Origin of the sequence: Permianibacter aggregans (genome assembly GCF_009756665.1) — a bacterium.
GTDB classification, from domain to species: Bacteria; Pseudomonadota; Gammaproteobacteria; order Enterobacterales; family Permianibacteraceae; genus Permianibacter; species Permianibacter aggregans.
This window is the reverse complement of sequence record NZ_CP037953.1, coordinates 2272844-2299561: the sequence shown is the minus strand read 5'-3', so window position 1 is coordinate 2299561 and position 26718 is coordinate 2272844. Positions and strand designations below refer to the sequence as shown.

Here is a 26718-nt window from a genome sequence, read left to right as displayed (position 1 = left end):
GCAGCGACCGCTATTTGCGAAATAACGCCATCTGCAACCACTGGCTGCCGGGCTCCAGCGAGCGCACGCCGTAAGCCTCGCCGTCGTTGCTCAATGCCGTTTGCAGATTGCGCAGCGTGCAATCGCCATCGGCGCGCTGCAACTGAATAGCGCCAGCCAACACAAAAACCAGATGCCGATCCGCGCTGGCCATATCCAACCGCGTATGCTGATGGCTGTGGCATTGCACCTCGGCACGGAAATACTGGCGATGACACATCAAATTCAAATCGCGTACCGGGCCGTTCGACAAGCGACAACTCGTTGTTGCCTCACCCGCGAAGGGATGAAACTCACCACGCTTACTCAGTGTCACGATCTGTTGACCGATGTTCAGGGTAAAACCATTACCCTCAACCAGCGTGATCACCCGGTCGATATCGGGAAATGAACTGAACGGTCCATCGCTATTGATTTCGGCCAGCGACAAACGCCAGCCGAAATGATCGTTGGCCATTTCGCGCAGAATTTCGTGGGTAACACCGCCGCCGTTCTTCCACGGTTGCGTTTGCCAATGTTCTGCCCCGACGACTTGCCAACTCATGCCGCGGCCACTTCAATGCCGTTATGGCGCAGTAACGGCTCAGTTTCCGGCTCACGACCACGGAACGCGATAAAGCTTTGCATCGCCGGACGGGAACCGCCGACGGCGAGAATTTCCTTGCGGAATGCCCGTCCAGTGTTTTCGTTGAACAAGCCATCTTCTTCAAAGCGACTGAACGCGTCAGCCGACAACACCTCAGCCCATTTGTAGCTGTAATAGCCGGCCGCATAGCCGCCGGCGAAAATATGAGAAAAGCCGTGCGCGAAACGATTGAATGCCGGTGGTTTGATCACGGAAACTTCGGCGCGCACCGCGTTTAATACGTCCATAAAAGCCGGCATAGTGCCGGCCGGCTTTACCGGCAAGGCTTGCGCATGCAGGCGTAAATCAAACAGCGAAAACTCCAACTGACGCACCATCTGCATCGCACTTTGGAAATGTTTGGCGGCCAGCATTTTCTCGATCAAATCATCCGGCAACGGCTCGCCGGTTTTGTAATGACCGCTAAGTTTTTTCAGTGCTTCCGGATCCCAGCAGAAATTTTCCATGAACTGCGAAGGCAGCTCGACAGCGTCCCATTCAACACCGTGAATACCGGTCGCGGCCAGGTGGTCAACTTCGCTCAACATATGATGCAAGCCATGACCAAATTCATGGAACAAGGTCACCACATCATCATGAGTAAACAGCGCAGGGCGTGAATCGGTGGGGCCGGAAAAATTACAGGTCAGAAACGCAATCGGTTTTTGCCGCTCGCCCGTTGCAATCTTCAAGCGCCCTTGGGCATCGTCCATCCAGGCACCACCGCGCTTGTGCCGGCGTGCATGCAAATCCACATAGAAATGCGCCAGCACCTGGCCGCTTTCATCCTGCACGTCAAAAAACCGTACGCTGTCATGCCAGCGATCAACATCATTGTGTTCTGCAAAGCGAATGCCGAACAGCTTTTCGCTAATCGCGAACAAACCATCGAGCACTTTGCTTTCCGGGAAATACGGCCGCACATCTTCGTCGCTCAATTGGTAATTGGCCTGACGCAGCTTTTCGCTGTAATAAGCGATATCCCAGGCTTCGAGATCCTTGACATTGAATTGTTTGGCGGCGAAATCGCGCACTTCCTGCAATTCATTCTCGGCCTGCGGTTTGGCTTTATTGGCGAGATCGAGCAAAAACGCTTCGACGGTTTCCACATCCGGCGCCATCTTGCTGGCCAATGACAACGCGGCAAAATGCGGAAAGCCGAGCAACTCGGCCAGACGCTGACGCCATTGCAGCGTTTCATTGATGATGCCGGTGTTATCCCATTCCGGATGATCGGCTTGTTGCTCCGATGCGCGGGTAACGTAAGCGCGATACACCTGTTCACGCAGATTGCGATCGTCAGCGTAGGTCATCACCGCGATAAAGCTTGGGCCATCAAGCGTGATGACATAACCTTCCAACTGATGCGCTTTCGCTGCGGCTTGGGCATTTTCCAACGCTGTTGGTGGCAGACCTTGCAGCGGTTTGCTATCCGGATAATGCAGATACCAGGCCATCGTCGCATCAAGTAAATTCTGTTCAAACTTGGCGCCCAAATCCGATAAGCGTTGTTGAATATCGGCGTAGACTTTCTTCTTGTCGGCCGGTAACGCAATGCCGCTCAGCTCAAAATCGCGTATCGCTTCAGTAACGATATGACGCTGCGCCGAGCTCAGGCTTTCATCGTGATCGCGCACCGCGCAATACGCTTGGTATAAGTCTTCATTCTGTTCGATTTCGGTGCTGTACTCGGTCAGCAGCGGCAGCGCGGCGTTGTAGGCTTCGCGCAGTGCCGGACTGTCTTTGACTGAATGCAAATGGGAAATCCGCGACCACCATTTGTGCAACTCGTTTTCGCTTTTCTCCAGCGGGTCAATCAATGTAGCCCAGCGCTGCGGCTTGCTGGCCAGCACACTGGCCAGATGCGCACGGTTGCGTTCGAGAATTTCATTCAATTCCGGGATAATTTTTTCAACGTCGATAGTGGAGAACTGCGGTAGGGCGCTCATTGAATTCACTTCTGTAGTAAAAAGGAGGATAGCTTGGTGTTTAAGGGCGCTGACGGGTTAATTCAAACCACACCCCGTCAACAACAGCGGCCAGATGGTTTTGATCGACAACCAGCACCGTGTTGCCAGCGATAAAATCGACATCGGCCTCCAGGCAATTGATGTCAACGGCCAGCGTCTCGTTGCCTTTGATTTTCAGGTCATCGAAATGAATCTGGAACAACTCGAAGAAATTGCCATTGGTTTCAGTGTAACTGTCAAACAACGCTCGCTGGCATTGCTCGCGACCAAACTGCACGCGCTCCGCACTGTAATGCACGCTGGCGCCAATCCAGGATTCAATTTCACCGCCAGATAGCGGCGAATCGCTCACTACCGCCAGCGGCGCCGTCACGCGCCAATCACCATAAATAGCAGCGATATCATTGGCCCCGGAAGGCATTGTTGTTGCGCTGGCCAGCAGCCACCAAAACCACATTTACGGTAATTCCTCCAGTTGATGTAACGGCGCGGTATCCGGCATCAAACCATGCCAGAGCCGGAAACTTTCGGCAGCTTGTTCGATCAGCATGCCGCGGCCAGTAAACACTTGTTCTACGCCGCGTTGACGCATCGCCTGTACAAAGGATTCGGCACGCGCACCATAGTTCAGATCATAGGCGATTTGCACCGTGTCTGTTGGCACCGCCGTCAGCAAATCGGCAACGCCGTCGGCCACTGAGCTCAGTAACAAGACATTGCCTGGCCAAGTCTCGCTGGCGAGCTGTACTCGCGTATCGGCCAACGCTTCAACGATCTCAAGCGCTCGCTCGCGGGTGCGGTTCAGTAATTGCACGCTGGCCACACGCGCTGTCAGCAGCGCCGGAATCACGCCGCGCGCCGCACCGCCAGCACCAAGCAGCAGCACCGGCCGCTGTTGCAATGACACGCCGAGCCGCTGCAAATCGCGAACCAGTCCAATGCCATCGGTGTTATCGGCCCAAATGCGTCCGTTTTCATCCCGGCCAAGCGTATTGGCGGCGCCAGCAAGCTTGGCGCGCTCAGAAGCGTTGTCGGCAAACTGCAATGCAGCAGCTTTATACGGCAAGGTGACGTTGACACCGGTGCCGCCTTGCGCGAAAAACGACCGCAACCACAGCGCGAACTCATCGGCACTCAGCGCCTGCTTTTGATAATCGAGCGGCAAATCGAATTGAGCCGCGAAGGCCTTGTGCAAACTGGGGCTTTTCGAATGGGCAATCGGCTGGCCGATGACGGCGCAGCGCTTAATCGAGGCCGAAGTCATAGGCACGCTCGATTTTGCAGACCTGCAATTCGTAATACTGATACCACTGCTTGCGCCCGGTTTCGCGCGTCGCCGCGTGTTCGAGGTGTTGTCGCCAGGCCTTGATATCGGCCTCAGAGCGCCAGTAGGAAATGGTCACGCCCAGCCCGCCCGGTTCGCGCACTGAGCGCACGCCGATATAGCCCGGCTGCTGGGCGGCCAGCTCGACCATCCGATCGGCGGCCTGACCATAACCTGCGTCAATTTCTGTGCGTTTCGACAGGAAAATGACCGCATAGGCCCCGACCAGATCGGCGGGGTTAAGGTAAGATCCAGCCTCATTTTGCTTAGAGGTAATTGGCATGCCTGAACACGTCCTGCAACAGTTGTTTGAGAACAATAAACGCTGGGCTGAAAAAGTGACCAAGGAAGATCCGGCGTTTTTCCAGAATCTGTGCCAGCAGCAGACACCGGAATACCTGTGGATTGGTTGCTCCGATTCACGCGTACCGGCCAACCAGATCATGGGTCTGGCACCGGGCGAAGTGTTTGTCCACCGCAACGTTGCCAACGTCGTCAGTTTAACGGACTTCAACTGCCTGGCGGTATTGCAATACGCCGTCGAAGTACTGAAAGTTAAACATATTATTGTTACCGGACATTATGGTTGCGGCGGCGTAATCGCCGCTTACGAAGGCAATGCACCGGGCTTGGTCGATCATTGGCTCGAACCAGTGCGTTATGTGTGCCGCCAGCACGCCGATGAATTGAACGCCATTGTCGACCGCGACGAACGCCTGCGCCGGCTCTGCGAACTGAATGTCGAAGCGCAAGCCCGCAACGTCGCTCACACCCGCATCGTCCAGCGAGCCTGGAGCAATGGCCAGCAACTGACCATTCATGGTTTGATTTATTCGCTGAGCAACGGTTTGGTCAAAGCGCTGGATGTGCGTCTAGCCGGCATCAAAGCCTTGTCGTAAAAAGAACAACAACGGAGGGTGAACGAGATGAACGTGTTTATTCCGATTAGCAAAAATAAGTTGAACACGATGCTATACGCAACGCTGGCGTTGACCGGCCTTTCCGCCGCGTTGATGGGGCTTAACGTGGCGCCACGGGTGTTTCCGTTGTTGCCACCAGCGCTGGTCAATTTCATTGCGATGATCGTGATGGTGTTGTCCGGCGTTGGCTCGTTTGTCATTTTCAGCAAGCTACAGGACAAAAGTGCTGGCCTGCGTATTGACGCGACCGGCGTAATCGACGCGTCCAGTGGCGTCAGCCTCGGTCGCATTCCTTGGCAAGATGTCGAGTCGATTGAAGAGTTCTCTGCTGCGGGTCAAAGCTTTGTCGTGTTGAAACTTCACGATCCTGAACAATATCTGATTAAGTACTCTGGTTTGAAACGCAAAATCCACGAGGCCAATTTGAATCTCTGCGGTTCGCCGGCCGCGATTTCAGCTGGGACGTTGCAGGCCGATTACGAAGATGTGTTGAACTTGTTACAACAGGGTTTCCAGCACTATCGAGAGAACAGCAACCAAGAAAGCCAAGCGGTAGTGGCCTGAATCTAAATGGATTGGCAGCGCTTTCTGTTTGACCCAAAGCAGCAATGGATCACGCGTCTGGAAAAGCTGGCGCGCCGTCGCTTTCCTGATCGGCAATTGGCCGATCAGGCGTTCGAACAAGCGCTCGGTAAATTGCAGGAAAATGAATGGGCCAAACTGCAAAGCTTTCAGCAACGTTCCAGTCCCGGCACGTTTCTAGTCGTTGTCTTCCGTCATCTGCTGGAAGATTTTGCCGTCGCCCGTTTTGGTAAATGTCGGGCACCAGTTTGGGTGCAGTCGCTGGGTCGGATATGGCAACTTGTTTACAAGAAGTTGTGCTGTGAGCGCCAAGCCCGACAAACCGTCGCAGAACAATTGGCGAGCGAGTCACATAATGCACAACAGATTGAACAAATCGCTCGCACGATACAGGCCAAGATCCCCGATTGCGGCGCGCAAGTGAAATTCGAATCGCTTTCCGCCGCCAGCAGCGAGGCAGCAGAGCTTGATATCGAAGACGAACAAACACTGTCGCCAGAACAGAACCTGCAGGAACAACAGCAGCAACACATGCTGAGCGCCTTGCAGCACGTATTCACCGCAAGTGGCTCATGGCAACTCGGCAACGGCCAACTATCGGTCGAACTGACAACTACGTTACGACAAGCCCTTGATGCTGACACAGCGCTATTGATGAAAATGGTATTCCAGGACGACTTAAGCATCGCCAAAGCAGCAACGATACTAAACCTGCCGGAACATTCCGCCCGAAGAAAAATCAAAGCCTGCCTGGAACAATGGCGCAAGGATTTAACCAAGGCGGGGTTTGCGGAATGAACTTCACACAATGTTTTTCTCCAAGCATTTGGCCCAGAAACCCAGTTGATAGCTTAAAGCCCAAGATGCACGAAAGTAGCCCCTCGCCCCGGCGGGACAAATGGTTCGGGAAAACATTTGGACGGCGAAGCTGCCCGAAGGGTGAGCACCAAGGATGGTGCTCATCAATGGGGTTGGGGAGAGGGGGCTCTTAGCCACGCAGGTGCAATTTTGAAAACAACACACTTTTCCCCCGCCAGATCAGCGTCATCTGTCCGTCTAATGCGGATAATGGTAAGCGAGCATAGAGCGTCATGAGCAAAACCGAATTTCACTTAAGCGACCGGCAACGTGCGCAATTGGCGCTGGCGCTAAGCCAGATGCCCGCCGACTCCGGTGCACACCTCAGCAGCGAACAGTTCGCGCAATTGGTTGATCATCAAGCCAGCGAAACCGAGCTCAATGCCTGGAAGCAACACCTGCGCGATTGCCCTTCCTGCTACAGCTTGTTTCTCGACGTAGCGCAGTGGCGCTTGGAACACGCTGCCAACGCGCAAAAAGCCGAGCAGCCGAAATCCTGGTTGGCATCACTCAGCTCATGGATTGGTGAACATCGCTACGCAACAGGCACCGTCGCTGCCGTCGTTATGGTCAGTTTTGTTTTTTATCTGGTGCCGGTACCGCAGCAGCAACCCTTACCGGTCGCGCTACCACCACCGCCAAGCCAACCAACCATCGAATTGCAACGCGCGCCAGAAGAAGCGCCAGCCGCCAGAGCGACCTCGCCAGCACCAATGGTTGCCGACAGCGCGCTAAGCGTTGACGAAGAAGGCAAACCGGCAAAGCCGGAGTTGGAAGTCCAGCTCGATCCATTGGAGTTCGATCGCTCCGCTCCGGATGCGCCAGTACCCAGTGTTGCCGAAGTGATCAACCCTGCCGAGAATTTCAAAGCACCGGTATTACCGCTGGAGGGTTTTGTACCTGACGAAAGTGACAAGCAAGCCGCTGAACAACTGGCGCTAAATGAAGAAAAAGAAGCTGAGCGAATTGAAGTGACTGGCTCACGCATCAAAGCGGAAACTGAGCGGCGCGAACGGCAAGCGGCTCACGCCGCCACCTCGACGCCGGCTGCCGATCGCGTGGCACCAACACTGGACCGCCAAGCGCTTGCCGACGGTTATTATGGTCGCTCATTTAAAAGTGAAACCAGGACCGAATATCAACCAGGCCAGGAAACCATTGCCAGCGTCTCGTTTGAATTGGGTCGTTGGTTGAAGGACGTGGAGACGTTCTGTCAGCAGGGTGCAGTAGAGCGTTCTGATTCTGAATTTGTTCGGTTGAAAAAGCAGCATTCGGCAATCGAATCGGAAGCTAAGGACCAGAAGTTGATGCTGACGTTTGAAAGTCAAGCAATCGATTCAGCTGAAAACCTATGCCAGCAACAGAGTGCATTACGGACCGAGCTTGGATTGCAATAATAAGAGATCATTCGGCGCAATTCATTGCGCCCTACGCGTGCTGGCCTGGACTTCTACAATCTAGCTCCGGTTTCTCGACAGGGGGAGCATTAAAGAGTTTGATGCAAATTGCCTCTCTTTAACAAGAACTTATGGAAAGAAGGCGCTGTAAAGCGCCCTCTTTCTAATATTTAACTCGACTGCTTTTTCAGCTTACAAACCATTCGATTCTCTTCCGGATGACATTCAACAACGTTCCCGTCGCTATCTTGCTCGATAATAAATACACCTAAGCTATTAGCATTACGCAACCAGCGACCTAAGTTTTCAAAGCTTACAAATATCTCTCTCGCTCCTTCATGTGCGGCTTGTGATTCACGGATAGTGTGTCCCTCTGAGTCGACGAGCGTTCCGGGAACAACCCCGAATATCAGTGTTGATCCATTTTTCCCGGTCACGGCAACGGTACATGAGGAGCCATCTTTAAAAACCACAAACAAGTGATAATTAATCTGACCTCCGGTTATCATGTGACCCCACGAATTCGCGTAAGCCGATAAGTATGAATACCATGGTAAGCCATTCGCAACCCAAGCTCCCAGATCACGCTGAAGCGCGGTGTTCCCACGAAGGTCATATGCAGAGTTCAATCCTGTAATGGCACCCTCCGGGACGATTACATTAGATTTGGCCGCATCTAGTTGCTGGCGCTTCCAATGCAAATCATATGCAGCTGAAATAACAGATGAGCTTGGGCTGGTTTCAATCAGGTACATTGAAACCAAGCCAGGCTCAACCTCTTTAACTACCGTATAACGTCTTACCATTGCGGTGGTAGGGTCCACGACATGTACGTCATTTGATGAAGTTCGATTAATCGTCGGTGCGGCGGTTAGTGCAACCTCTTGCATTGCATAAGCATCGCACCCATCACACGCTAGAACATCAGCCGAATAAGCGTCGGAAGTCCACGACAAAATTGTTGCCGAAAGCAAACATCCTATAACCTTCCTCATTTATTGTCTCCTTAAAGGCGGCCAAGTTTTTTGGCGCCGACGACTCTACTCGTGCTTTTTTTTTTGTTGTCAAGGCCTTTAAGCAAAGATAGTATTCCGTCTCTTTCTGTGAGCAAATCTTTAGCCTCATCAAAATGCTTGTTCACTGCATGAGTTGAATAACCTTGATCATGTAAAGGAGTTACTGACGTGAGAGCAACTGGCAGAGTTATTGTTCCAGCGCTGATTCTCAGTTTGCTTTTGTTATGTATATTCCTGCTTTTCAGCAGAGAAGCAATGCGAGGTGGAGGCGAAACAGCTCGATTAACGCCAGTTAGCCAAGAAAACGAAAATACCTCTACAAATGTGAAAGGCCAGAGGCAGAGTCCCTATTGCAAAGAGAGTGAAGAGATTGATCAGCTTTTGCTCCTTGAAGATCTTAAGAAAAAACTTTCTGATCGATTGTCGGATTTTCCGGTTGACGGAGGAAAGGGTTTGGTTTTTGACGAAAATCATATGATTTCATACAGGGCATACTCAATGGAGCCACTTTATCAGCTGGCAAAAAATGGCGACCCATATGCTCACTTTGAGATTGCCAAGAGACTCACTCCTGACTTATGGGCCGTCGAGGGACAACAAGAGCGTACCAATGAGTATCGAGAGCTGTTTCAAAAAATTTCCTTTCACTATGAAAACATGTTTAATTTTGGACTTAACGTGGCAAGCCAAAGACTGGGGAATTTTTATCGACAATGTGCGGAATCGACTTTTTGCCAGCAAGTCGTAATGGATCGAGAAACGTCAATCCAGAATTACTTCAAATGGACTGTAATTTACGATAACGCAGATAGAGCACAGCTCATATTTTCCGACGGGGAATTAGAGAACGGATATGAAGTTTCCAATTTTTTTATCAATAAGACTTGGCTATCAAGCGGCGATGTCAATCCATTCTTTATCGAGAGACGTGTTCGTGACTCTCTTTTATCTGAGGTAGATAAAACTTTACTGATCGCTAGTCAGAAGAGAAATGAAGTTGGCCTGCCCTCTATTCTAACATCGAAAAAACTGATGGATATTTCCGCAAAAATTCATTCAGACATAGACCGTATTTGCGATGATCGATAGGCTTGCCTTAAGCGTCAAACCCGCTTCGCTACCACGAAGCGAGCTAATTGAGCGCGGCAGGTTGGGCAGAGGCACGAAGCCCAACGAGTTCAATCGTGAACTTATGCGATAAGCGCAACTCTATCATGAAAAGTGGCGTTGGGCTTCGCTGGCTCAGCGCCAACCGACCTCTCACCCAACCAGCACCTGCGTTGAACTCAAAAAGGAGAAACCCGTTTCGCTGCATCGCAAAACGGGTTTCTCTGATGCTTCTAATTGATGCTATTCAGCGCTCACCGCACTAACCTCCCGATTGATCTCCATCACCGGCCGCTGCGGCAGCAAACCACCGGCGATTTCGGCCAGGCGGATAAACTCGGCGCGGTAGCCGTGGTTATCCTGACCTTTGGCGGCTTTGGCCAGCGCGATGCTGTCGTTCATTTGCCATTGGCGAGTGTAGCTACCGCCACGTAGCAGTTGACCGAATCCGGCAACGGCGACGCTGAAGCGGAAGTCGGCGCTGGTGGCGTTCAGATCTTTTTTCAGCTCGCGTTGCAGGATGGGCTTTTCCAATAACACGCTGGCGGCGTTGGCGCTGGGTTTGTAGCGTACACGCAGGAAGGCGAGTTCTTCGGTCTTCACTTCTTTGGTGGCTTTTACCTCGTTGCCTTGATAACGGCGTGGCTCGATCAGGCGGCTGGCACCGACCGGTGTCAGTTCGTATAACGCCGTTACCGATTTGCCGGCACCGACATCGCCGGCGTCGATTTTGTCGTTGTTGAAGTCGGCTTCGTTGAGCATACGGTTTTCGTAGCCGATCAAACGGTATTCGGCGATAACGCCCGGATTGAATTCGATTTGGATTTTCGCGTCTTTGGCGACGACAGCGAATGTCGAACTCATTTCGGTGATCAGCACCTTGCGGGCTTCATCGGCGGAATCGATGTAGGCGTAGTTGCCGTTACCGACATCGGCGATTTGCTCCATCAGCGCGTCGTTGTAGTTGCCTTGGCCGAAACCGAGCGTGGTCAGCGTGATGCCGGATTCGCGCTTTTGTTCGACCATGGTTTTCAGTTGTTTGATATCAGTGATGCCGACGTTGAAGTCGCCGTCGGTGGCCAGCAGTATCCGATTGATGCCGTTTGGTTTGAACGCGCTCATCGCTTGTGCGTAAGCGAGCTCTATCGCAGCGCCGCCTGCGGTGGAACCGCCTGCCGTTAAGCGATCGATAGCGGCAAGAATCTCGGCTTTGTTTTTGCCGCTGGTGGCGGGCAATTCCACTTGCGTGCGGCCGGCGTAAACGACCAACGAGATCGTGTCTTGCGGACGCAGTTCATTGACCAGTGCACGCAGGCTGCTTTGCACCAGCGGCAGTTTGTCTTGATCTTGCATTGAACCGGACACATCGACGAGAAACACCAGGTTCACCGGAGGCAGGGCCCCCACTTGCATATCCGTGGCTTTGATGCGTACGCGCAGCAGGTAGTTTTCCGGCTGCCATGGCGACACGGAAAGTTCGGTTTGCAAGGCGAACGGATGACCGCGTTCGGCGGGCGCATCCTGGTATTCAAAGTAATTGATCAGTTCTTCAACTCGCACGGCATCTTTCGGCGGTAGATCGCCCTGGCGCAGGTAACGGCGAACGTTGCTGTAGGCGCCGGTATCGACATCGAGCGCAAACGTGGAAACCGGTTCTTGCGCTACGGCTTTGACTGGGTTGTCGCCAGCATGCAGGTAGTTTTCGCGGTTTTGTTCCGGTGGTGGAGGGGCATAGTACGGCGGCGCCATTCTGGCGGCGGGAGCGGTCATGCTTAACGGCGCGGGCGCGGCGACGCTTTGCTGTGCCGCTTCGGCGCGGCGCTCCGCCGCCAGTATTTCTCGTGTTTTCTGGGGATTGTCGCGTCCACGCACATGCGAGCCGGTCACTTCAATACGCTCAGCTTTGTCTTCGGCGACCGGCTCATCGACCATCCAACTGGTTTCCGGCAGGCGCTCGAATTCAACGGCGTTGGCGGGGTTTTTTTGTGGTTCGGCCGTTTGCTGCTCGGCGGTTTGCTTGTCGGCTTCACCGTTGCCGGTGGTGTGGCAAGCGCTCAATAACAGTGCGCTCAACAAGGCGCTGGCCAGTGCGGTACGGGCGGGTAGGGTAGTCGGTTTCATGATCTTTGCTCCTGTCTGACGATTTCGGCTTATCGCGAACGCATCGCTTGCCGGTAGTAGACGGACAGGGGCAAAGAATCCGACAAAAATAATTTTGTATGGCTTAATCCATCAGGGAGTAAACCTCTTGGTCATTCCCGCGCAGGCGGGAATCCAGTTTCGTTATGCTGGATCCCCGCTTTCGCGGGGATGACATAAAAAGCCTACTGCCAACTGGCTTGCACACTAACGCCAGCATAAGGCGCCACGGCCAGCAGGTTCAGGTAGTACCAACGGCCGCCTTCGGGTGTCGCGAGGCTTAAGCTTTCGGCGTTACCAGCATTGTTGGAGCGCCACTGATAGCTCGACGGCGTTGGCCAATTCACGGAAGACAAGTACAGATCGACATTGCCGCTGCCGCCGCTGGTTTGAATCTGCAGGTTGCGGGCACCGGCCGGCAACCAAAGCATGATCCAGTTCGAGCCGGCGTTGACGTGCATATTCAGGTTGCTGATGCGGCAGCCATTCGATAGCTGACTGCGCGACGGGCACTCGCTCGGATAGCCGTCTTCGACAATGACACGCACAGTGGTTTGCGCACTGCTGGTATGGACACCGTCACTAACGCGCAAGGTCACGCTGTATTCGGTGGTTTGAGTTGGCGACGCGGGATTCAAAACCAAGTTAGCGCTGGTGGTGTTATTGCTGCTTAAACCATTTGGTAGCAGCCATTCGTAGCTGAGCGGCTGACCTTCTGGATCGCTGGCGCTTGGTGTAATCGTCAGTGAATTACCGGCGGCGACGCTATACAGCGCTTGCAATGAAACCTGCGGCGGCAAGTTGCCTTGTGGTTTCTTGACATCGAGCTCGCTGCTATCGCTTTCGCTGGCGAGCCAAACGCGATTGGCGGCGATGTTATTGCCATCAAACGAAATTTGACCGCTGCTTTGCCGCACGCCGATACGCACAATCGATGCGTGATTGGTGTTGACACGCGTGGCGAGCTCCGCCGCCCATTGATTCAGGTTTTGGTTGCTCGCCGTGACCGGCAATTTCTCAAACACTTTTTCATCGCCGTTGTTGTCGAACACGCGGAACCAGATTTCATCGCCAACGGTAGCGACGGTGCCGCTGCGAATGTATTCGCCACCATCAAACCAGGTTTCACCGCCGCTGGCGGCAATGCGAATATCGCTGCAGTTGTAAAAGCCTTCACCGCCAGCGTCTTGCCGTTGCCAGCGCGTGAACAACACGGCATCGCCACTACGGCCGGCTGGCAGCGGCACTTCAAAGCGATACATGTTACGGCCACCGACATTAACCGTGCCGGTATTGCCGAAGCTGGCGATGCGATCCAGATCGGCCCAGCGCAAACGCTGGGTGGCCGCGTCAAAGCCCGGCTTGGATAAATAGAATTCCCAGAAGCTTGGGTTATGCGGTGTCGAGGCATAGAACAGCACTTCAATACGACGATTGTTGTCAGGCGTGACCACCGTGCGCTGCCAGGCAGCGTGCGCGATATTCATGCCGCGCTTGGCATTGTCGCCGGCTGCGCACAGCGTTTGGTCTGCCACCACCGCTTTAACGGCCTCCATGCTGTTGTAATTGGCAACGTTGGCTGAATACTCGATGTTCTGCACAAATTGAAACGTGCCCGATTCCAAAAACGCCGCACGACACGCGGCATTCGGAATACCGGAGCCATCTTGCGGCCACCAGTAACCGCCGTCGCGCGCACAGAATTGTTGTCTGGCCAATGGTTGATGGGTGTAGCCATGCGCCTGCACCGGCAATGCCGGCCAAAGCATTGCCAGCAGCCCAGCGATTAACAAGCCTTGTTTGCGAATCATCTATCGCCTCCATTTGCGACCGAATCGAAACCGCAGACGGTAGGCCGTTGTGACGAAACAAACTTGGGCTTTTCATACCGGTAAATAGACGATTCACGCAGGTCCGACTAGCGTCTAGACCTTTTGGCGGTTTGTGCACAGCGAGCATCTGAGATAGTTAGCACCGGTTTGAGGCATTTGGCCTTTCTTCGCCTTGGAAGGCGTGATGAAATACCGAAAACCCCTGCCAAGCCGTTCGCATGCTGCAACACCTCGACCAATGGTTACTGAAAGCCCGACCTCCTCTTGCCCAATCAGCCACCGCGCGTTTTATTGAGGAGCTCTGCTGGTTTGGATTGAAGGAAGCCCGCGCCTGTGTGTTTGCCGGTTTGTTTTTTCCGGCGGTGTTTGTCGTACCTCGCGAAGGCTTATTCGCCATTCCGCGTTACGACTTGCTGCTACTGATCGCTCTCGCGATTCAAGCCTGGATGCTGTGGACCGGTCTTGAAACCAAAGACGAGCTGAAAGCGATCTGCTTGTTTCATGTTGTTGGTTTTGCGTTGGAAGCGTTCAAGGTGTCCAGCGGTATTAAATCCTGGGCTTATCCGGACTTTGCTTACACGAAAATACTCGGTGTGCCGCTGTTCTCCGGCTTTATGTACGCCGCTGTTGGCAGCTATGTCATTCAAGCCTGGCGCTTGTTGGATGTGCGGATTATTCATCACCCGCCATATTGGATGGCGACATTGGTGGCGCTACTGATCTACGCGAACTTCTTTACCCATCATTTTATAGGCGACTATCGTTGGTATATCGCCGCGGCAGCGCTCGGGCTATATGCGCGGGCAACTGTGTTGTTCCGGCCGTTGAATAAAACGCGACGCATGCCGTTGTTGTTGTCGTTTGTGCTGATTGGCTTTTTTATCTGGCTCGCCGAGAACATCAATACCTTTTTTGGTATCTGGCAGTATCCGAATCAGCTGGGCGCCTGGTCGGTCGTGCATGTCGGCAAATGGAGCTCGTGGTCGCTACTGGTGATTATGACCTTTACCATTGTCGCGCATTTGAAACACATCAAGGCAAGGATTCATGTGCCGGAATGAAAGTGCGGATGGATTCGTGTTCTTTGTAGGTTCGGATTCATCCGGACAAACCGGCGGTGTGAAAATGTGCGAGTAAATTCGCACCTACAATTTAGCGATTGGTAGGTCCGAGTTCATTCGGACATTTATGAGAAGAAAAAGGCGGCCCCAACGGCCGCCTTTTGATTTTACTTCGTCCACACCGCGTATTGGTCACCGTACGTTCTCAGCGTCCAGCCCGCACCGGGACTCCAATCTTTCCAGCCAATCTTCATCGCCGTATTGCCGTTGATGATCGCCGAATACAAACCATATTCGGCTTTCTGAATGGAAACGGAAGCCGTCGAGGTAATACCTTTTTCCTTACGGATATCTATCAACGGCTTGATCGCACCACGCAGATTCCAGTTGTAGACATGCGGATAGTAAACGGTAGGAATGCCGGGATGGGTAAGGATGTAAGCATAACCTTGCATGACTTTTCCGCAAGGCACCGGCCAGTGGTTTTGACCCGCGCTGCAGCTTTCCGATGGACCGGTGTCGTGATTATCAACAAAGGTCACCATTTTTTGCGCCCACCAACCAATACCGCCAGCGGGTTTACCATCGTAGGCGCGTAAACGCCAATAGTCGCCGGCGTTCAATGCCTGATTCAATAAACCTTTGGTGGTGAAATCAAACGCGCCACATTTGCCGTTATTGCCATCAACATAGTTCATCAACAACTGGCGATGGGCATCGACATTGTTGTAATCCAGATTGGTCCAGATTTCGCCGACGCAGAAATTCGGGTTCATCGCATCGTGATAAACGCCGGCGTAGTACGAGCTGTAGCCTTTCGAGTAGTCGTAACGGATGCCGCTGAAGCCAACGCCTTTAAGCCGCGACGACAACCAGGTTTTCAGATCGTTTTGCAGAAAGCCCTGAGTGTGGTCCAGGTCGCGGGCAGCATTGTAACCGTCACCGGTATCGCCATTACCACAACGACCACTCCATTCATCGTTATTGACGACCGCGCGGCAATCCCAAGTCGGGTTGGTGAAGTCGGCCCAGTTGTTGGTGCCAACGCGGTGGTTTATCACGACATCGACGACCGATTTGATCCCTTGGCCATTCAGCGCACTGATGGCGTTTCTTAGCGCCGTTTCGTTGCCGTAACTGGAGTTCAATACATTCAACTGCCTTGGCAAGTATCCTTCACGTGACGCGGCATCTGATGGCGGTGGAAACCAGACATGGGTAATGCCTAGATTTTTCATGTCGCTGGCTTTGCCTTGCAAGGTGCCATACCAATTGCCGTTTGCCGAATTCCAATGGAAACCCTGCATCAGGATGGCGCTGCTCGATTTGTTTTGCTCCGTTGCGGCGTACGCAGAGCTAAGCAGTGCCACGCTGAGCGCAACACTGACGCTAATACCCAGTTGCTTGATACCTTTCATGAAAACCCTCCGATCATTTTTAGGATGGTTCGACCAACTGCTTTCATGGCAGCGCACGCCGCGAACCGACGGCGACGCTATCCGGTTATCACGACTCCGGATTGACTGCAGGCGGCCATGACCGCCATGGATGAAATGATCGCGTTTGGCGATTCGCGATTACGCTCGGGAGGGACGGTTTCTTCATGAAACCGTGTTACGGCTACTTCTTTTTTCAACGCACGCCGCGCATGCGCTGGAAAAAGAAGGCCACCGAAGTGGCCTGAATTGCCCAATGGAGACAACGCAACGCAAAATCCGATTTATAAATTCGTTATCGTCATACCCGCGCAGGCGGGTATCCAGTACATTTATGGGAAACTGGATTCCCGCCTACGCGGGAATGACAGACTATTCTTCATTTACACATCACAGCGCTTGGCTCAATTCTCCTGAACAAACACTGCGACAGTGCGCGCAGGCACGGTAAATTCCCCGCTATTGAAGCTCGCGGCTTTTACCCGAGCATCCGCCCCCTGTTGTTGCACTGGATGCAGTGTTAGCGGCAGTGATTCGGTACCAGCAATTGATAAGCTGCGGTCGTGTTTATCGATATTGAATAGCACGACAATGCGGCGGAAGTTGGCTCCGGCATAGTTCTCACCATCGAGCACCATCGCAATAACACCAGCTTGTTGACCAGGGCCAGTATTGGCAAAGCGCAAACGCTGGACCACATCTTCACCACGGCGCAGGCGGAACAGCGTTGAGCTGTTGCGCAGCTTCAGCAGGTCCTTGAACACCGCATGGGTGAACGCGATGTCATTGGCGTGCGGCTTCAGGTTTGGATTGGCCAGTCGCGGTTTGATGATCCACCAGTTTTCCTGATTTTTCTCCGCGATCGGAGCGCCGACGCCGAAATTGTTTTGCTGGTAGCTGAAGTCGAGCTTGTTGAACCAGTCACCGGAGTTGTAACTGTCGCGGTCGAATGATTTTGAACGCAGCAGATCCATGCCGGCATGGAAGAACGGTACGCCTTGCGCTAGCGCGACGTAGGCAATACCCAGCAGCTGTGCGCGGGCACGTTCATGCTTGCTGGTGCCTTCCGGCAGTTTGTAGGCGTTGATGTCATACAGCGTTTGATTATCGTGCTTGTCGACGTAGTTGATGATTTCCTGCGGGTCGAGCGCGTAACCGGCTGGTGCGCCACCATAGTAAATTTCGTCACCGCGTTTCTGGCTACCATCGAAAGTCTGGAAACTGAATTGTTTCAGTGTGCCGGCCAAACCCAGGCGAATCATATCGCTATGCCAGAGCAGATCATTGACGTTGTTCGACCCCATACCGTTGTTGTCGAGATACAGGCCATTGAACACACCCTGATTGGCGATCAGCGCATTGCCACCGTCGAACGACGAACCACCACGTGCGGAATCACGAGCGCGATCATTGAAGCTACCAATGCCGGTGCCAGCGAGGTTTTTCTGCGTGGCTTGGATAAAGCGGGCATCGTTGGCGACTTCGCCAAAGTTCCAGCCTTCGCCGTACAAATAAATCTCGCGACCGGCGGCCTGGTTGACGGCTTGCTCCAGTTCCAGCATTGCGGATAGTGGCTGATGACCCATCAAGTCAAATCGCAATGCGTCGACTTGGTATTCTTTTGCCCACAGCACGGCCGAATCGATCATCAGCTTGGCCATCATCGCGTTTTCGGTGGCGGTGTTGGCGCAGCAGGTGGAGTTGGCGACGTTGCCGCGATCATCAAGCCGGTGGTAGTAATCCGGCACGATTTTGTCGAGCACGGATTTCTGATCTTGCCCGGCCGCTGGCGTGTGGTTGTAGACGACATCAATGGCAACACGCAAACCGGCTTGATGCAGCGCCTGCACCATTTCGCGGAATTCGCGTACGCGCATAGCGGCGTCACTGGCGTCGGTCGCGTAGCTGCCTTCCGGCACGTTGTAGTGCAGCGGGTCGTAACCCCAGTTGAAGCAATCCTGATCACGCACGGCGAACACTGCCGCTTGTTGCGCTTCGCTGTCCGGCGCCGCATCGGGAATGGCTGGCTGCACGCAACCGACTTCCGGAATCGTCGCGATATCGTTGACCGGCAATAAATGCAGATGACTCAAGCCGGCTTCGGCCAAGACTTGCAGGTGTTGCATGCCATTGCTTTGGCTATTGGTGAATGCCTTGAATTTGCCGCGATGATTTTCCGGCACCGACTGATCGTAGGCACTGAAGTCACGGACATGCATTTCGTAAATGCTGATGTCTTCCGGCGCGGCAAGCGAAGGAATCGAATGATTGATCCAACCAGACGGCTTCAGCGCCGAATCATTCAGCGAACCAATCCAACTGCGTTGCGAATTGGCCGACAAGGAAATGGAATACGGATCGGTGACCAGATTGCGCTGCACGCTGCCTAGCCTGCGCACAACGACGTCTACGACGTAGCGATAGTATTTTCCGTTCCAGTTCGGCAAGCCTTGCACCGACCAGACACCGGTATGCGGGTTCTGGCGCATTTGCCGAATGGCAAAGGCATTGCCTTCGTTACCTTGATCGTAGATGCAGACGGCAACATTTTTCGCGGTTGGTGCCCACAGTTTGAACTGCGGTGCGCCGTTGCCGGCTTTTACGCCTAGCTGTTCATTTTTCGCCGCATCGGCATACAGTGCATCGATTACGCCAGCGGTTTGTACGCTACTGGCATCATTCAGCACGCCGTCTGAGTCGAAATGGGCAAGTACCAGCTGGCTTTTCAGCACACGTTTGATGAAGACCTCTGGCAAGTTTTGCAATTGCAATACTGTGTAGGGTTTGTTCAGGTATTGATAACGTTGTTGCAGTTCGTCCGGCAGTTGCTCGTTGGCGATAACGCTTAGCGCGAAATGGCCGTCAGCGTTGGCAATGGTTTCACCGGCGCTGATGCCGCCTTGCGAAGCGAAATACAAACGGAATTCACCGGCACCATCGACACGCGGCCATAGCAATGTACGTTGATCAACCCAATAGGCTTTTGCTTCAGTGGTGGTGATCGAACCACGCGGTGGTTGGTAATAAACGGTGTTGTCACCTTGCAGCAACCAGATCTCGTAACCGGAGGCAAATACCGCGACCCGATCGCCGCCATCCTTACCGGCATCGTCAACGCCTTTGTGCACCAGGAAATTAAAACCGCGTGCACCCTCGCTGTATTTTTTAATCGGAATATCCACCCAGACGCCAAAGGCATCGACACCGGAAATCATTGGCTCGGAAAACGGTACCGGCTCTGGCCAGATGCCGATATCAATACCGGGCGGCAGCCGGCTGCGATCAATGTCCTGACCGCCGGCAAATTCCCAGATATGCAAACCGAAGCCATCGTAATCGCTGGCATAGCGTTTGTAATGCACGCGCAGGTAATCGCTGTCTGGCGTGGTGTTGACCAGATCCGGATTTTCCTCGTAGGTATTTGGGTCGTTTTGTTTGCGCCAGATTTCGCGCGTGTTGCCGAGCGTGTAGAACTGATCGGCGCCGTTGTGATCTTTCACATCACCGAGATGGAAGAGGTAACCGACAATGCCGTTTTCATTCTGAATCGGCAGGTCGTAATAGACACCAAAATCATCACTACCGGCCGGCATCACCGGATTATCCCAGGTCGGGAAAATCGTCACGGCATCGCCGGCTTGATTCCAAACATGCAGACCCCAGCCGGCGTAATCATCGCCAGCGCGCTGGTAGTGAATGCGCAGCACACCATCCGGCAGTTGATTCGTGACGACGCTGGTACTACCCAGTGCTACCGGGTTGATACTTGCCTTGGTCAGCGGGTTGCTTTGCAAACCGGTCAGTGGCGCATCGATACAGGCATCAAGACCGATTCCGGAAGGGGTGATGTCGGGCAGCATCGCCGCCGCTTGTTGACCGGGCTTTTGTTGGCTGACGTTTTGCTCAGAGCTTTCGCTCGATGAGGCACACGCCACCAAACCCATTACGACCACCGCCAACGCGGTATGCCACCACTGCTTGAACATGAATGCTGCTCTCCTGTTTTTCATTCAAGAGCGCACGGCGACTACGCGCTCCCTCCTTCTCAACGTTTTAGCGACGGCTGGCACCATCACGGTGCGTAATTTTTTGTCGAAATTTTCGCCGTCTTCGCAAAATCATGCTGTCATGTAGCAGCGCAACAAATCAATTTCATGGCTACATTGAAAGCCAATAGAAATATCCCGTAAAAACAAACAGTTAATGGCAGATGATTTGTAACGTCGCGAATTTTTTGCGCCCTGTTTCAGTGCATTAATTGATCAACGCTCGCTTTCTTTCGGTGCACTCGATTTGGGCGCTCGCACAAATTTGGAAACAGTTGTTCAGCCCTTTTTCACAAAAATGTCGGTTTAATGGCGTGGTTTTTCACGGCGCTCTTTGTGCGCCACCATCAGGGAATTCCAGAATGAAAATGCGTTATCCATTGGCGGCGGTTGCCGCTGCGGTGTTGTTGTCGGGTTGTGTCATCGCCATTGATCCAGATGATCACAAGCATGTTTCCAGTAACGAAAAGGCGCAGACGATGGCGCAAATGCCGCTGGGTAGCAGCACCGAGCTGGTCATCGAGCAGCTCGGTGGCCCGGAAAAAGTCGAAGTATTTCAGCGCGCCGCCGGTGAGTACCGAATTCTGGTGTACCGCCACGGCGACAAGAATTCGCTGACACCGCTGGTTTTCTTGAATGGCAAGTTGGAAGGCATTGGCCAGATGGCCGTGGACCAGGCCCGTGCGGCCGCTCCTTCAGTTGAAACCAAGTAAACCTCTGCTAACCTGTGCCGATGATGTCGGCACAGGTTCCTCTATAAGAAGAACATGAATATCCGTTTTTCCCGCCTAATAATGTGGGTCGGCGTCGCTCTGCTGTTGGCGCTAAGCTTGCTGACGCTGTTGCTCTGGGCCCGCCCCGCGATTACCGTGATCAATTCCGGCCAGCAAGCCATGGTTGAAACCAGCGTACAGCTGCCATCCAGCCGTGTGGTGTTCGACCGCATCGATCCAGGTAGCCAAGCCACCATCTATTACAGTCCAAACCAGACTGACGGCGTTTACCGCTATCAGCTGCGGTTGGCTGACGGCACCATTATTGAGAACAGCTGTGGCTACGTGACCGGCAACCAGTGGGGTCAGGAGCTGGTGCTGACCTTGCTGCAAGACGGCTCGGTTCGCTGCGAAGTTCTGCTCTAGCGCCGGTTCTGGCGAAATCCATCTTCAACATCCAAAATGTTTGAAACCGGTTTTCGGGCTGGGCCGTCTGATCTAGCAACAGAACAGTTAGCCCACAGTAGGAACACCATCATGTTAGAAAGTCTCATCCCCATCATCATTGTCCCGACGCTGTTTATCTGCGCCGCCTGGGTTGCCGGCTGGGCCATCAGCCACCGCACCAAATACCTGGTTCATGCCCGTGAAACGCTGAACAAGGAGCGACTGACGGCACTGGAGAAAGGCGTCAACCTGCCGATTCTGGAAGCACCGAAAAACGCAACCCATAAGTCGGCGCTGAAAACCGGCATCATCATGATCGCAGCCGGTGCCGGCATTGCGCTGATGAGCCTGGAGTTCACCGACAAACTGGTCCCGATTGGTTTGCTGGTGGGATTAATCGGCGTCGGTAATATCGTTTATTGGTTCCTCGAAGGTAAAAAGGAATGGCAGGCCCGCGTGCAATGGGAACAAAGCGTTGGCGAAGCCTACTTGACTTACCTGCATGAGCTGACCGCCAGCATCAAGAAAAACGGCAGCCAGATCAAACCGGCCGAGTGATGGCGACGCCACACGCGATGACCGCTGAACTGGAATTGCATCCATCCGCCGTGGGTAGTGCGCTACCCGCGGCGGAACGCGCTTCCGATTTGGCCTTGGTCAAACAGGCGATGGCCGGCGACACGCGCGCCAGTCGCCAACTGATCGACAAGTGCTTGCCGATTATCTACAGCGTCATGCGGCGGATGGGGCTGTCCGCGCACGATGCTGAAGATGTCGTTCAGGATGCGATTGTCAAACTGCTGCAATCGCTGCATCAGTTTCGAGGCGACGCAAAACTGTCGACCTGGGTATTCACGCTGGCCCGACGCATTGCCATCGATTTTTTTCGCTCGCGTCACCACCGTGAAAGCACCGTCGATTTTGCCGACCCGGATAACCAGCATATTCACGCGCACCAGGTGCACACCGACAACCCCGGTGCACAGCGCGATGCGGACAAGTTGACGACGATGCTGAGCCAATTCAGCGAACCGATGCGCAGCATTCTGTTGCGGTTTTATCTGGCTGATGAAACCGTCAGCGAAATTGCCGAGGCGATGCAAATCCCGGAAGGCACGATCAAAACCCATTTGTACCGTGGCCGCACCCAATTGCGCGCGGCACTGGAGACCACGCCATGAGTAAAGACGATATTCTTGAGCAGGAATTCAACACCTGCGATCTTTGCCTGATGCGTCAGTTTGACGAAGATGTCGTCGCTGGCAAGGCGTTGCCTGACGATGTGCAACAACATTTGCGTGACTGCGCCGATTGTCGCGAAGCTTGGCACAACGAATTTCAGTTTGAACAGCAGTTGACGTCGGCAATGAAGATGGAGCCGCCGGTTCACGTCTATCGCAAGGCGTATGTTGAAAGCGTGCGCATCAGCGAAGAACGTCAGCGCAAACACCAGCAATGGTTGAACGCTGTGCAATGGTTGACGATTGGTTTGGTTACCGCTGCGTTCACCTATCTGGGTATTCAATTCCTGCCGGAATCTTGGCAGTTCAATTGGGCCAGTTATTGTGTCGGCGCCGTGGTCACCGGGTTTGGTGTGGCCTGGGATCAGGGCATGAAGCCTGCCGAAGATGATTGGAGTTCGGTTCGTTCGCTTTGAGGGGTGTCCGAAGAGTTGTCTGGATTAATCCTGAGGTGTAGAAGTTTTGACTTGATCTGACACTCGACTTGAATAGAACGGGGTTACCGGGTTAGATGAATGTGCGACCAAACATTTAACCCAAAAGGAGTAACCCCGTATGTCAGTTTTAAATCAACCTATCGTCAAACACAAGCTTGGCCTGCTGAACTTGGCCGCTGAACTCGGCAATGTGGCACAAGCCTGCAAAATCATGGGCGTGTCACGCGATACGTTTTATCGCTATCAGGAAGCCAAGGAACAAGGAGGTGTCGAGGCTTTGCTGCAGAAGGATCGTCGTCGACCAAACTTCAAGAATCGTGTCGATGATGTCGTAGAGCAAGCCGTAAAGGACTACGCCATTGAGCAGCCTGCACATGGCCAGGTGCGAGTCAGCAACGAACTGCGTAAACGCGCCATTATTGTCAGCCCTTCGGGCGTTCGTTCAATTTGGTTGCGCCATAAGCTAGCCAACTTCAAAGACCGTCTAAAATCCTTGGAGGCGCATGTCGCGGCCACCGGTGTGGTGCTGACCGAATCCCAGGTTCAGGCGCTGGAGCGCAAGCGGGATGACGACATCGCTTGCGGTGAAATCGAAACGGCGCACCCGGGATATCTGGGTTCTCAAGATACGTTTTACGTTGGCACGATGAAAGGTGTTGGCCGGATTTACCAACAAACTTACGTCGATACCTATGCCAAAGTGGCGTTCGCCAAGCTGTACACCACGAAAACCCCACTGACTTCAGCAGACCTGCTGAATGACCAGGTATTGCCGTTCTTCAGTGGCCATCAAGTGCCGGTGTTGCGTATTCTAACCGACCGCGGAACGGAGTATTGCGGCAAGGTAGAGCAGCATGACTATCAACTTTACCTGGCGATGAACGATATCGAACACACTCGCACCAAGGCCGCATCACCGCAAACCAATGGTATTTGCGAACGCTTCCATAAAACCATTTTGCAGGAGTTCTATCAGGTCGCGTTCCGCAAGAAGATTTACCAAACGATTGAAGAGCTGCAGGCCGACCTTGACGAATGGATGCACTTTTACAATCATGAGCGGACCCATCAAGGCAAAATGTGCTGCGGCAGAACGCCGATGGAAACATTTATTGATGGCAAAAGCATCTGCCGGGAAAAGTTAATCGCTTGAACTTGACCTGACAGTCACATTCTGAAAATCCGGTAACTGTCAGATCTGGTCTGGGCTTCTACACCTGAGGAATCCGGACCTACAACGGCCTCGTCGGCGCCGAATAGATTCAAACAATCCCCGGCTTTTCAGGTTCGAATTTATTCGAACAATCGCCCCGGCTTTTTTGTCATCAAGGATTGTCTTTCGAAGACCTTTTCGGGGCCGGGTAAAACTGCAAAGGCTGCTCAACGACTTCCACCGGCCTCGGTTTTGGTTGCGGTGCTTTCTGCTCAAAATTTTCTTCTTCACGGAAGCCGCAGTCGATGCACTCATAGACTTCGTGGTCGCCGTCAAAGTACATGACGATTTTGTCTTCCACACCGCACGCCGGGCACTTGGCGCCCGCGATAAACCGCTTACGTAGTGGTTTGTCAGTAACCGTTGGTTCACCTGTTTGATTTGTCACAGCATCGCCTCCTGTTCTGCAATCATCGCATCCAAGGCTTCCTGCTGACCGAGCCACTCCATTTCGATTTCCTCCAGCGCATGTTTGGCACTGGCCTGTTCGGCCAACAGTTTTTTCAGCTTGTCCTTGTTGCCATCAGTATAGATGTCCGCGTCGGTTAGTGCAGTGTCCATCTGATGAAGTTTGCCCTGCAACTCACTCATCTTGCTTTCCAGTTTCTTCAATTGATTTTGCAATGGTTGACGAAGTTTGCGGTGCTCAGCTTCAAGACGTTTTCGATCTTTACGTGCGGCGGCTGATTGCGGATTGTTATCGTCTGTTTGCGCCGCATCGGTTTCGACCGGTTTGAATAACCAGCGGGCATAATCATCGAGGTCACCGTCGAATGGCTCGGTTTTGCCGGCATCCACCAGCCAATATTCATCGCAACAGGCGCGCAGCAAATGACGATCGTGTGACACCAACACCATCGCGCCTTCAAAACTCTGCAGCGCCTGGGTCAGCGATTCGCGCAAGTCCAAATCCAGGTGGTTGGTCGGTTCGTCCATCAATAGCAGGTTTGGCTTTTGCCAGACCAGCATCGCCAACGCAACGCGGGCTTTCTCACCGCCCGAAAATGGTGCAACCGGTGTAGTCGCGCGATCACCGGAAAACCCAAAACCGCCAAGAAAGCCGCGTAGCGCTTGTTCCGTTGCTTGCGGGTCCAGGCGTTTCATGTGCATCAGCGCTGATTCTTCTGGATGCAAAGTCTCGACGGTGTGTTGTGAGAAATAACCAATGCGCAGGAATTGTCCGTCGTGACGTTCACCTGCTTGCGGCTTCAGCTCGTCGGCCAGAAATTTAATGAACGTTGATTTACCGGCACCGTTGCGTCCAAGCAGACCGAGGCGGGCGCCGGGATTCAAGGTCACTTTGACATTCCGTAGCACCACGTTGTCACCATAACCCAGCTGTACATCACGCGCGGTGACCAGCGGATTCGGCATTTTCTCCGGCGGCTTGAACTCAAACTGAATGGCGTCAGCACCGGCCAGCGGCGCACTCATCGTCAATTTTTCCAGCGCTTTCACTCGGCTTTGTGCTTGCTTGGCTTTCGAGGCTTTGGCTTTGAAGCGATCGACAAACTTTTGCAAATGTGCACGTTGCACTTGCTGGCGTTCAAACGCGGCTTGTTGCTGGCTCAGTCGTTCGCCGCGCTGGCGTTCGAATGCCGAGTAAGTGCCGGTGTATTTGTTCAGTTTTTGGTGCTCGATATGAACAATCTGCTGACAAACGCCGTCGAGAAAATCACGGTCGTGGGAAATGACGATCAAAGTACCGGCGAAACTACGCAGGAATTGTTCCAGCCAAATGACGGCATCGAGATCCAAGTGGTTGGTCGGTTCGTCGAGCAACAGAATATCGGAGCGACGCATCAGCGCTTGCGCCAGGTTCAAGCGCATACGCCAACCGCCGGAAAAGGCTTTGATGTCTTTTTGCAGGTCGTCGTTGCTAAAACCAAGGCCGGCCAACATTTGCGCGGCCTTGCTCGGAATGCGCCAGGCATCCAGGTGTTCCAGCTCGGCATGGGCTTTGGCAGCGGCCATGCCGTCGTGCCGTTGTTCGGCATCATGAAGGCGCAATTCAGCGGCGCGCAGCTCATGATCGCCGTCGATGATGTAATCGAGCGCGCTGCGGTCGATATGCGGAATTTCCTGCTGCGCCCAGGCAATCGACAAACCGTTAGCGATCAGCAGATCACCACCGTCGGGCGCCAGCTCACCGCGCAACAACGCGAACAGTGTCGATTTGCCGCAGCCGTTGGCGCCAACGAGGCCGACATGCTCGCCGGCGTGCACCGTCAAGTTGGCGTGATCGAGCAGCACCTTGGTGCCGCGCTGCAGAGTCAGTTCATTCAAGGTAATCATGGCGCGCGCATTGTAACGGT

24 protein-coding genes are annotated in these 26718 nt (G+C 53.5%); 12 read left to right on the top strand and 12 right to left on the bottom strand.

Annotation, left to right across the window (positions count from 1 at the left end):
* Window positions 1-10: 10 nt before the first annotated feature.
* From E2H98_RS10180 to E2H98_RS10160, 5 genes are read right to left on the bottom strand one after another with little or no spacing between them, the layout of a single operon-like run.
* Window positions 11-583: a HutD/Ves family protein gene (locus E2H98_RS10180; protein ID WP_133589581.1), complete on the bottom strand. Its 573-nt coding sequence runs from the start codon at window positions 581-583 to the stop codon at window positions 11-13.
* Entirely contained in the window at window positions 580-2613 is a 2034-nt protein-coding gene (locus E2H98_RS10175) for a M3 family metallopeptidase (protein ID WP_133589583.1), read from the bottom strand. Before E2H98_RS10175 ends, E2H98_RS10180 begins: the two co-directional genes overlap by 4 nt.
* 40 nt (window positions 2614-2653) lie before the next feature.
* On the bottom strand, window positions 2654-3091 hold the full coding sequence (locus tag E2H98_RS10170) for a hypothetical protein (RefSeq protein ID WP_133589585.1): 438 nt from the start codon (window positions 3089-3091) through the stop codon (window positions 2654-2656).
* On the bottom strand, window positions 3092-3898 hold the full coding sequence (gene aroE, locus E2H98_RS10165; RefSeq protein ID WP_133589587.1) for a shikimate dehydrogenase: 807 nt from the start codon (window positions 3896-3898) through the stop codon (window positions 3092-3094).
* Window positions 3879-4241, bottom strand: a complete 363-nt coding sequence (locus E2H98_RS10160) for an antibiotic biosynthesis monooxygenase family protein (protein WP_133589589.1) — start codon at window positions 4239-4241, stop codon at window positions 3879-3881. The genes aroE and E2H98_RS10160 overlap by 20 nt, the downstream gene beginning before the upstream one ends.
* Here E2H98_RS10160 and E2H98_RS10155 point away from each other — a divergent pair.
* From E2H98_RS10155 to E2H98_RS10140, 4 genes are all read left to right on the top strand, one after another.
* Complete coding sequence (locus E2H98_RS10155) at window positions 4240-4857, top strand: carbonic anhydrase (RefSeq protein ID WP_133589591.1); 618 nt, start codon at window positions 4240-4242, stop codon at window positions 4855-4857. The genes E2H98_RS10160 and E2H98_RS10155 overlap by 2 nt on opposite strands.
* A 27-nt stretch (window positions 4858-4884) precedes the next feature.
* On the top strand, window positions 4885-5442 hold the full coding sequence (locus E2H98_RS10150; protein ID WP_133589593.1) for an STM3941 family protein: 558 nt from the start codon (window positions 4885-4887) through the stop codon (window positions 5440-5442).
* Between the two features lie 6 nt (window positions 5443-5448).
* Window positions 5449-6258, top strand: coding sequence for a hypothetical protein (locus E2H98_RS10145; RefSeq protein WP_133589595.1), 810 nt, complete (start codon window positions 5449-5451; stop codon window positions 6256-6258).
* A gap of 293 nt (window positions 6259-6551) precedes the next feature.
* A complete protein-coding gene (locus tag E2H98_RS10140) occupies window positions 6552-7715 on the top strand; it encodes a hypothetical protein (protein WP_133589597.1) in 1164 nt (387 codons plus the stop codon).
* 170 nt (window positions 7716-7885) lie between these two features.
* Here E2H98_RS10140 and E2H98_RS10135 read toward each other — a convergent pair whose 3' ends face one another.
* Complete coding sequence (locus tag E2H98_RS10135; protein ID WP_133589599.1) at window positions 7886-8710, bottom strand: hypothetical protein; 825 nt, start codon at window positions 8708-8710, stop codon at window positions 7886-7888.
* A gap of 189 nt (window positions 8711-8899) precedes the next feature.
* Here E2H98_RS10135 and E2H98_RS10130 point away from each other — a divergent pair, with 189 nt between their 5' ends.
* Window positions 8900-9820 (top strand): hypothetical protein, encoded by a 921-nt coding sequence (locus E2H98_RS10130; RefSeq protein WP_133589601.1) that lies wholly within the window; start codon window positions 8900-8902, stop codon window positions 9818-9820.
* Window positions 9821-10081: 261 nt separating this feature from the next.
* Here the strand turns inward: E2H98_RS10130 and E2H98_RS10125 are convergent, their stop codons facing one another.
* The gene (locus E2H98_RS10125) at window positions 10082-11959 is read right to left on the bottom strand and encodes a vWA domain-containing protein (protein WP_133589603.1); all 1878 of its coding nucleotides are present in this window, start codon (window positions 11957-11959) and stop codon (window positions 10082-10084) included.
* A gap of 203 nt (window positions 11960-12162) precedes the next feature.
* Window positions 12163-13788: a lytic polysaccharide monooxygenase gene (locus E2H98_RS10120; RefSeq protein WP_133589605.1), complete on the bottom strand. Its 1626-nt coding sequence runs from the start codon at window positions 13786-13788 to the stop codon at window positions 12163-12165.
* A gap of 239 nt (window positions 13789-14027) precedes the next feature.
* Here E2H98_RS10120 and E2H98_RS10115 point away from each other — a divergent pair, with 239 nt between their 5' ends.
* Window positions 14028-14870, top strand: a complete 843-nt coding sequence (locus tag E2H98_RS10115) for a DUF817 domain-containing protein (protein WP_133589606.1) — start codon at window positions 14028-14030, stop codon at window positions 14868-14870.
* A gap of 167 nt (window positions 14871-15037) precedes the next feature.
* On the opposite strand, the gene E2H98_RS10110 is transcribed toward E2H98_RS10115, so the two are convergent.
* Window positions 15038-16288, bottom strand: coding sequence for an alpha-amylase C-terminal beta-sheet domain-containing protein (locus tag E2H98_RS10110; RefSeq protein WP_133589608.1), 1251 nt, complete (start codon window positions 16286-16288; stop codon window positions 15038-15040).
* 422 nt (window positions 16289-16710) lie between these two features.
* Entirely contained in the window at window positions 16711-20292 is a 3582-nt protein-coding gene (pulA, locus tag E2H98_RS10105; protein WP_162848161.1) for a pullulanase-type alpha-1,6-glucosidase, read from the bottom strand.
* 422 nt (window positions 20293-20714) lie between these two features.
* Here pulA and E2H98_RS10100 point away from each other — a divergent pair, with 422 nt between their 5' ends.
* The 6 genes from E2H98_RS10100 (at window position 20715) to E2H98_RS10075 (ending at window position 24343) form a co-directional block, all read left to right on the top strand.
* On the top strand, window positions 20715-21065 hold the full coding sequence (locus E2H98_RS10100; protein WP_133589612.1) for a DUF3192 domain-containing protein: 351 nt from the start codon (window positions 20715-20717) through the stop codon (window positions 21063-21065).
* 54 nt (window positions 21066-21119) lie between these two features.
* Complete coding sequence (locus tag E2H98_RS10095; RefSeq protein ID WP_133589614.1) at window positions 21120-21491, top strand: hypothetical protein; 372 nt, start codon at window positions 21120-21122, stop codon at window positions 21489-21491.
* A gap of 111 nt (window positions 21492-21602) precedes the next feature.
* On the top strand, window positions 21603-22070 hold the full coding sequence (locus E2H98_RS10090; RefSeq protein WP_133589616.1) for a DUF6249 domain-containing protein: 468 nt from the start codon (window positions 21603-21605) through the stop codon (window positions 22068-22070).
* Window positions 22070-22693, top strand: coding sequence for an RNA polymerase sigma factor (locus E2H98_RS10085; RefSeq protein ID WP_133589618.1), 624 nt, complete (start codon window positions 22070-22072; stop codon window positions 22691-22693). The genes E2H98_RS10090 and E2H98_RS10085 overlap by 1 nt, the downstream gene beginning before the upstream one ends.
* Window positions 22690-23169 (top strand): hypothetical protein, encoded by a 480-nt coding sequence (locus E2H98_RS10080; protein WP_133589620.1) that lies wholly within the window; start codon window positions 22690-22692, stop codon window positions 23167-23169. Before E2H98_RS10085 ends, E2H98_RS10080 begins: the two co-directional genes overlap by 4 nt.
* Window positions 23170-23308: 139 nt before the next feature.
* Window positions 23309-24343, top strand: coding sequence for an IS481 family transposase (locus E2H98_RS10075; protein WP_133594000.1), 1035 nt, complete (start codon window positions 23309-23311; stop codon window positions 24341-24343).
* Window positions 24344-24515: 172 nt separating this feature from the next.
* On the opposite strand, the gene E2H98_RS10070 is transcribed toward E2H98_RS10075, so the two are convergent.
* A complete protein-coding gene (locus E2H98_RS10070; RefSeq protein WP_157591335.1) occupies window positions 24516-24791 on the bottom strand; it encodes a YheV family putative zinc ribbon protein in 276 nt (91 codons plus the stop codon).
* Window positions 24788-26698, bottom strand: a complete 1911-nt coding sequence (locus E2H98_RS10065) for an ATP-binding cassette domain-containing protein (protein WP_133593984.1) — start codon at window positions 26696-26698, stop codon at window positions 24788-24790. Before E2H98_RS10065 ends, E2H98_RS10070 begins: the two co-directional genes overlap by 4 nt.
* Window positions 26699-26718: the final 20 nt, after the last annotated feature.

Coding starts and splice junctions, on each gene's coding strand:
- E2H98_RS10080 (WP_133589620.1), top strand. CDS start 22,690: ATGAGTAAAGACGATATTCTTGAGCAGGAATTCAACACCTGCGATCTT.
- E2H98_RS10135 (WP_133589599.1), bottom strand. CDS start 8,710: ATGAGGAAGGTTATAGGATGTTTGCTTTCGGCAACAATTTTGTCGTGG.
- E2H98_RS10140 (WP_133589597.1), top strand. CDS start 6,552: ATGAGCAAAACCGAATTTCACTTAAGCGACCGGCAACGTGCGCAATTG.
- E2H98_RS10180 (WP_133589581.1), bottom strand. CDS start 583: ATGAGTTGGCAAGTCGTCGGGGCAGAACATTGGCAAACGCAACCGTGG.
- E2H98_RS10150 (WP_133589593.1), top strand. CDS start 4,885: ATGAACGTGTTTATTCCGATTAGCAAAAATAAGTTGAACACGATGCTA.
- E2H98_RS10170 (WP_133589585.1), bottom strand. CDS start 3,091: ATGTGGTTTTGGTGGCTGCTGGCCAGCGCAACAACAATGCCTTCCGGG.
- E2H98_RS10125 (WP_133589603.1), bottom strand. CDS start 11,959: ATGAAACCGACTACCCTACCCGCCCGTACCGCACTGGCCAGCGCCTTG.
- E2H98_RS10090 (WP_133589616.1), top strand. CDS start 21,603: ATGTTAGAAAGTCTCATCCCCATCATCATTGTCCCGACGCTGTTTATC.
- E2H98_RS10155 (WP_133589591.1), top strand. CDS start 4,240: ATGCCTGAACACGTCCTGCAACAGTTGTTTGAGAACAATAAACGCTGG.
- E2H98_RS10120 (WP_133589605.1), bottom strand. CDS start 13,788: ATGATTCGCAAACAAGGCTTGTTAATCGCTGGGCTGCTGGCAATGCTT.
- E2H98_RS10115 (WP_133589606.1), top strand. CDS start 14,028: ATGCTGCAACACCTCGACCAATGGTTACTGAAAGCCCGACCTCCTCTT.
- E2H98_RS10145 (WP_133589595.1), top strand. CDS start 5,449: ATGGATTGGCAGCGCTTTCTGTTTGACCCAAAGCAGCAATGGATCACG.
- pulA (WP_162848161.1), bottom strand. CDS start 20,292: ATGTTCAAGCAGTGGTGGCATACCGCGTTGGCGGTGGTCGTAATGGGT.
- E2H98_RS10160 (WP_133589589.1), bottom strand. CDS start 4,241: ATGCCAATTACCTCTAAGCAAAATGAGGCTGGATCTTACCTTAACCCC.
- E2H98_RS10085 (WP_133589618.1), top strand. CDS start 22,070: ATGGCGACGCCACACGCGATGACCGCTGAACTGGAATTGCATCCATCC.
- E2H98_RS10095 (WP_133589614.1), top strand. CDS start 21,120: ATGAATATCCGTTTTTCCCGCCTAATAATGTGGGTCGGCGTCGCTCTG.
- E2H98_RS10065 (WP_133593984.1), bottom strand. CDS start 26,698: ATGATTACCTTGAATGAACTGACTCTGCAGCGCGGCACCAAGGTGCTG.
- E2H98_RS10175 (WP_133589583.1), bottom strand. CDS start 2,613: ATGAGCGCCCTACCGCAGTTCTCCACTATCGACGTTGAAAAAATTATC.
- E2H98_RS10110 (WP_133589608.1), bottom strand. CDS start 16,288: ATGAAAGGTATCAAGCAACTGGGTATTAGCGTCAGTGTTGCGCTCAGC.
- aroE (WP_133589587.1), bottom strand. CDS start 3,898: ATGACTTCGGCCTCGATTAAGCGCTGCGCCGTCATCGGCCAGCCGATT.
- E2H98_RS10100 (WP_133589612.1), top strand. CDS start 20,715: ATGAAAATGCGTTATCCATTGGCGGCGGTTGCCGCTGCGGTGTTGTTG.
- E2H98_RS10075 (WP_133594000.1), top strand. CDS start 23,309: ATGTCAGTTTTAAATCAACCTATCGTCAAACACAAGCTTGGCCTGCTG.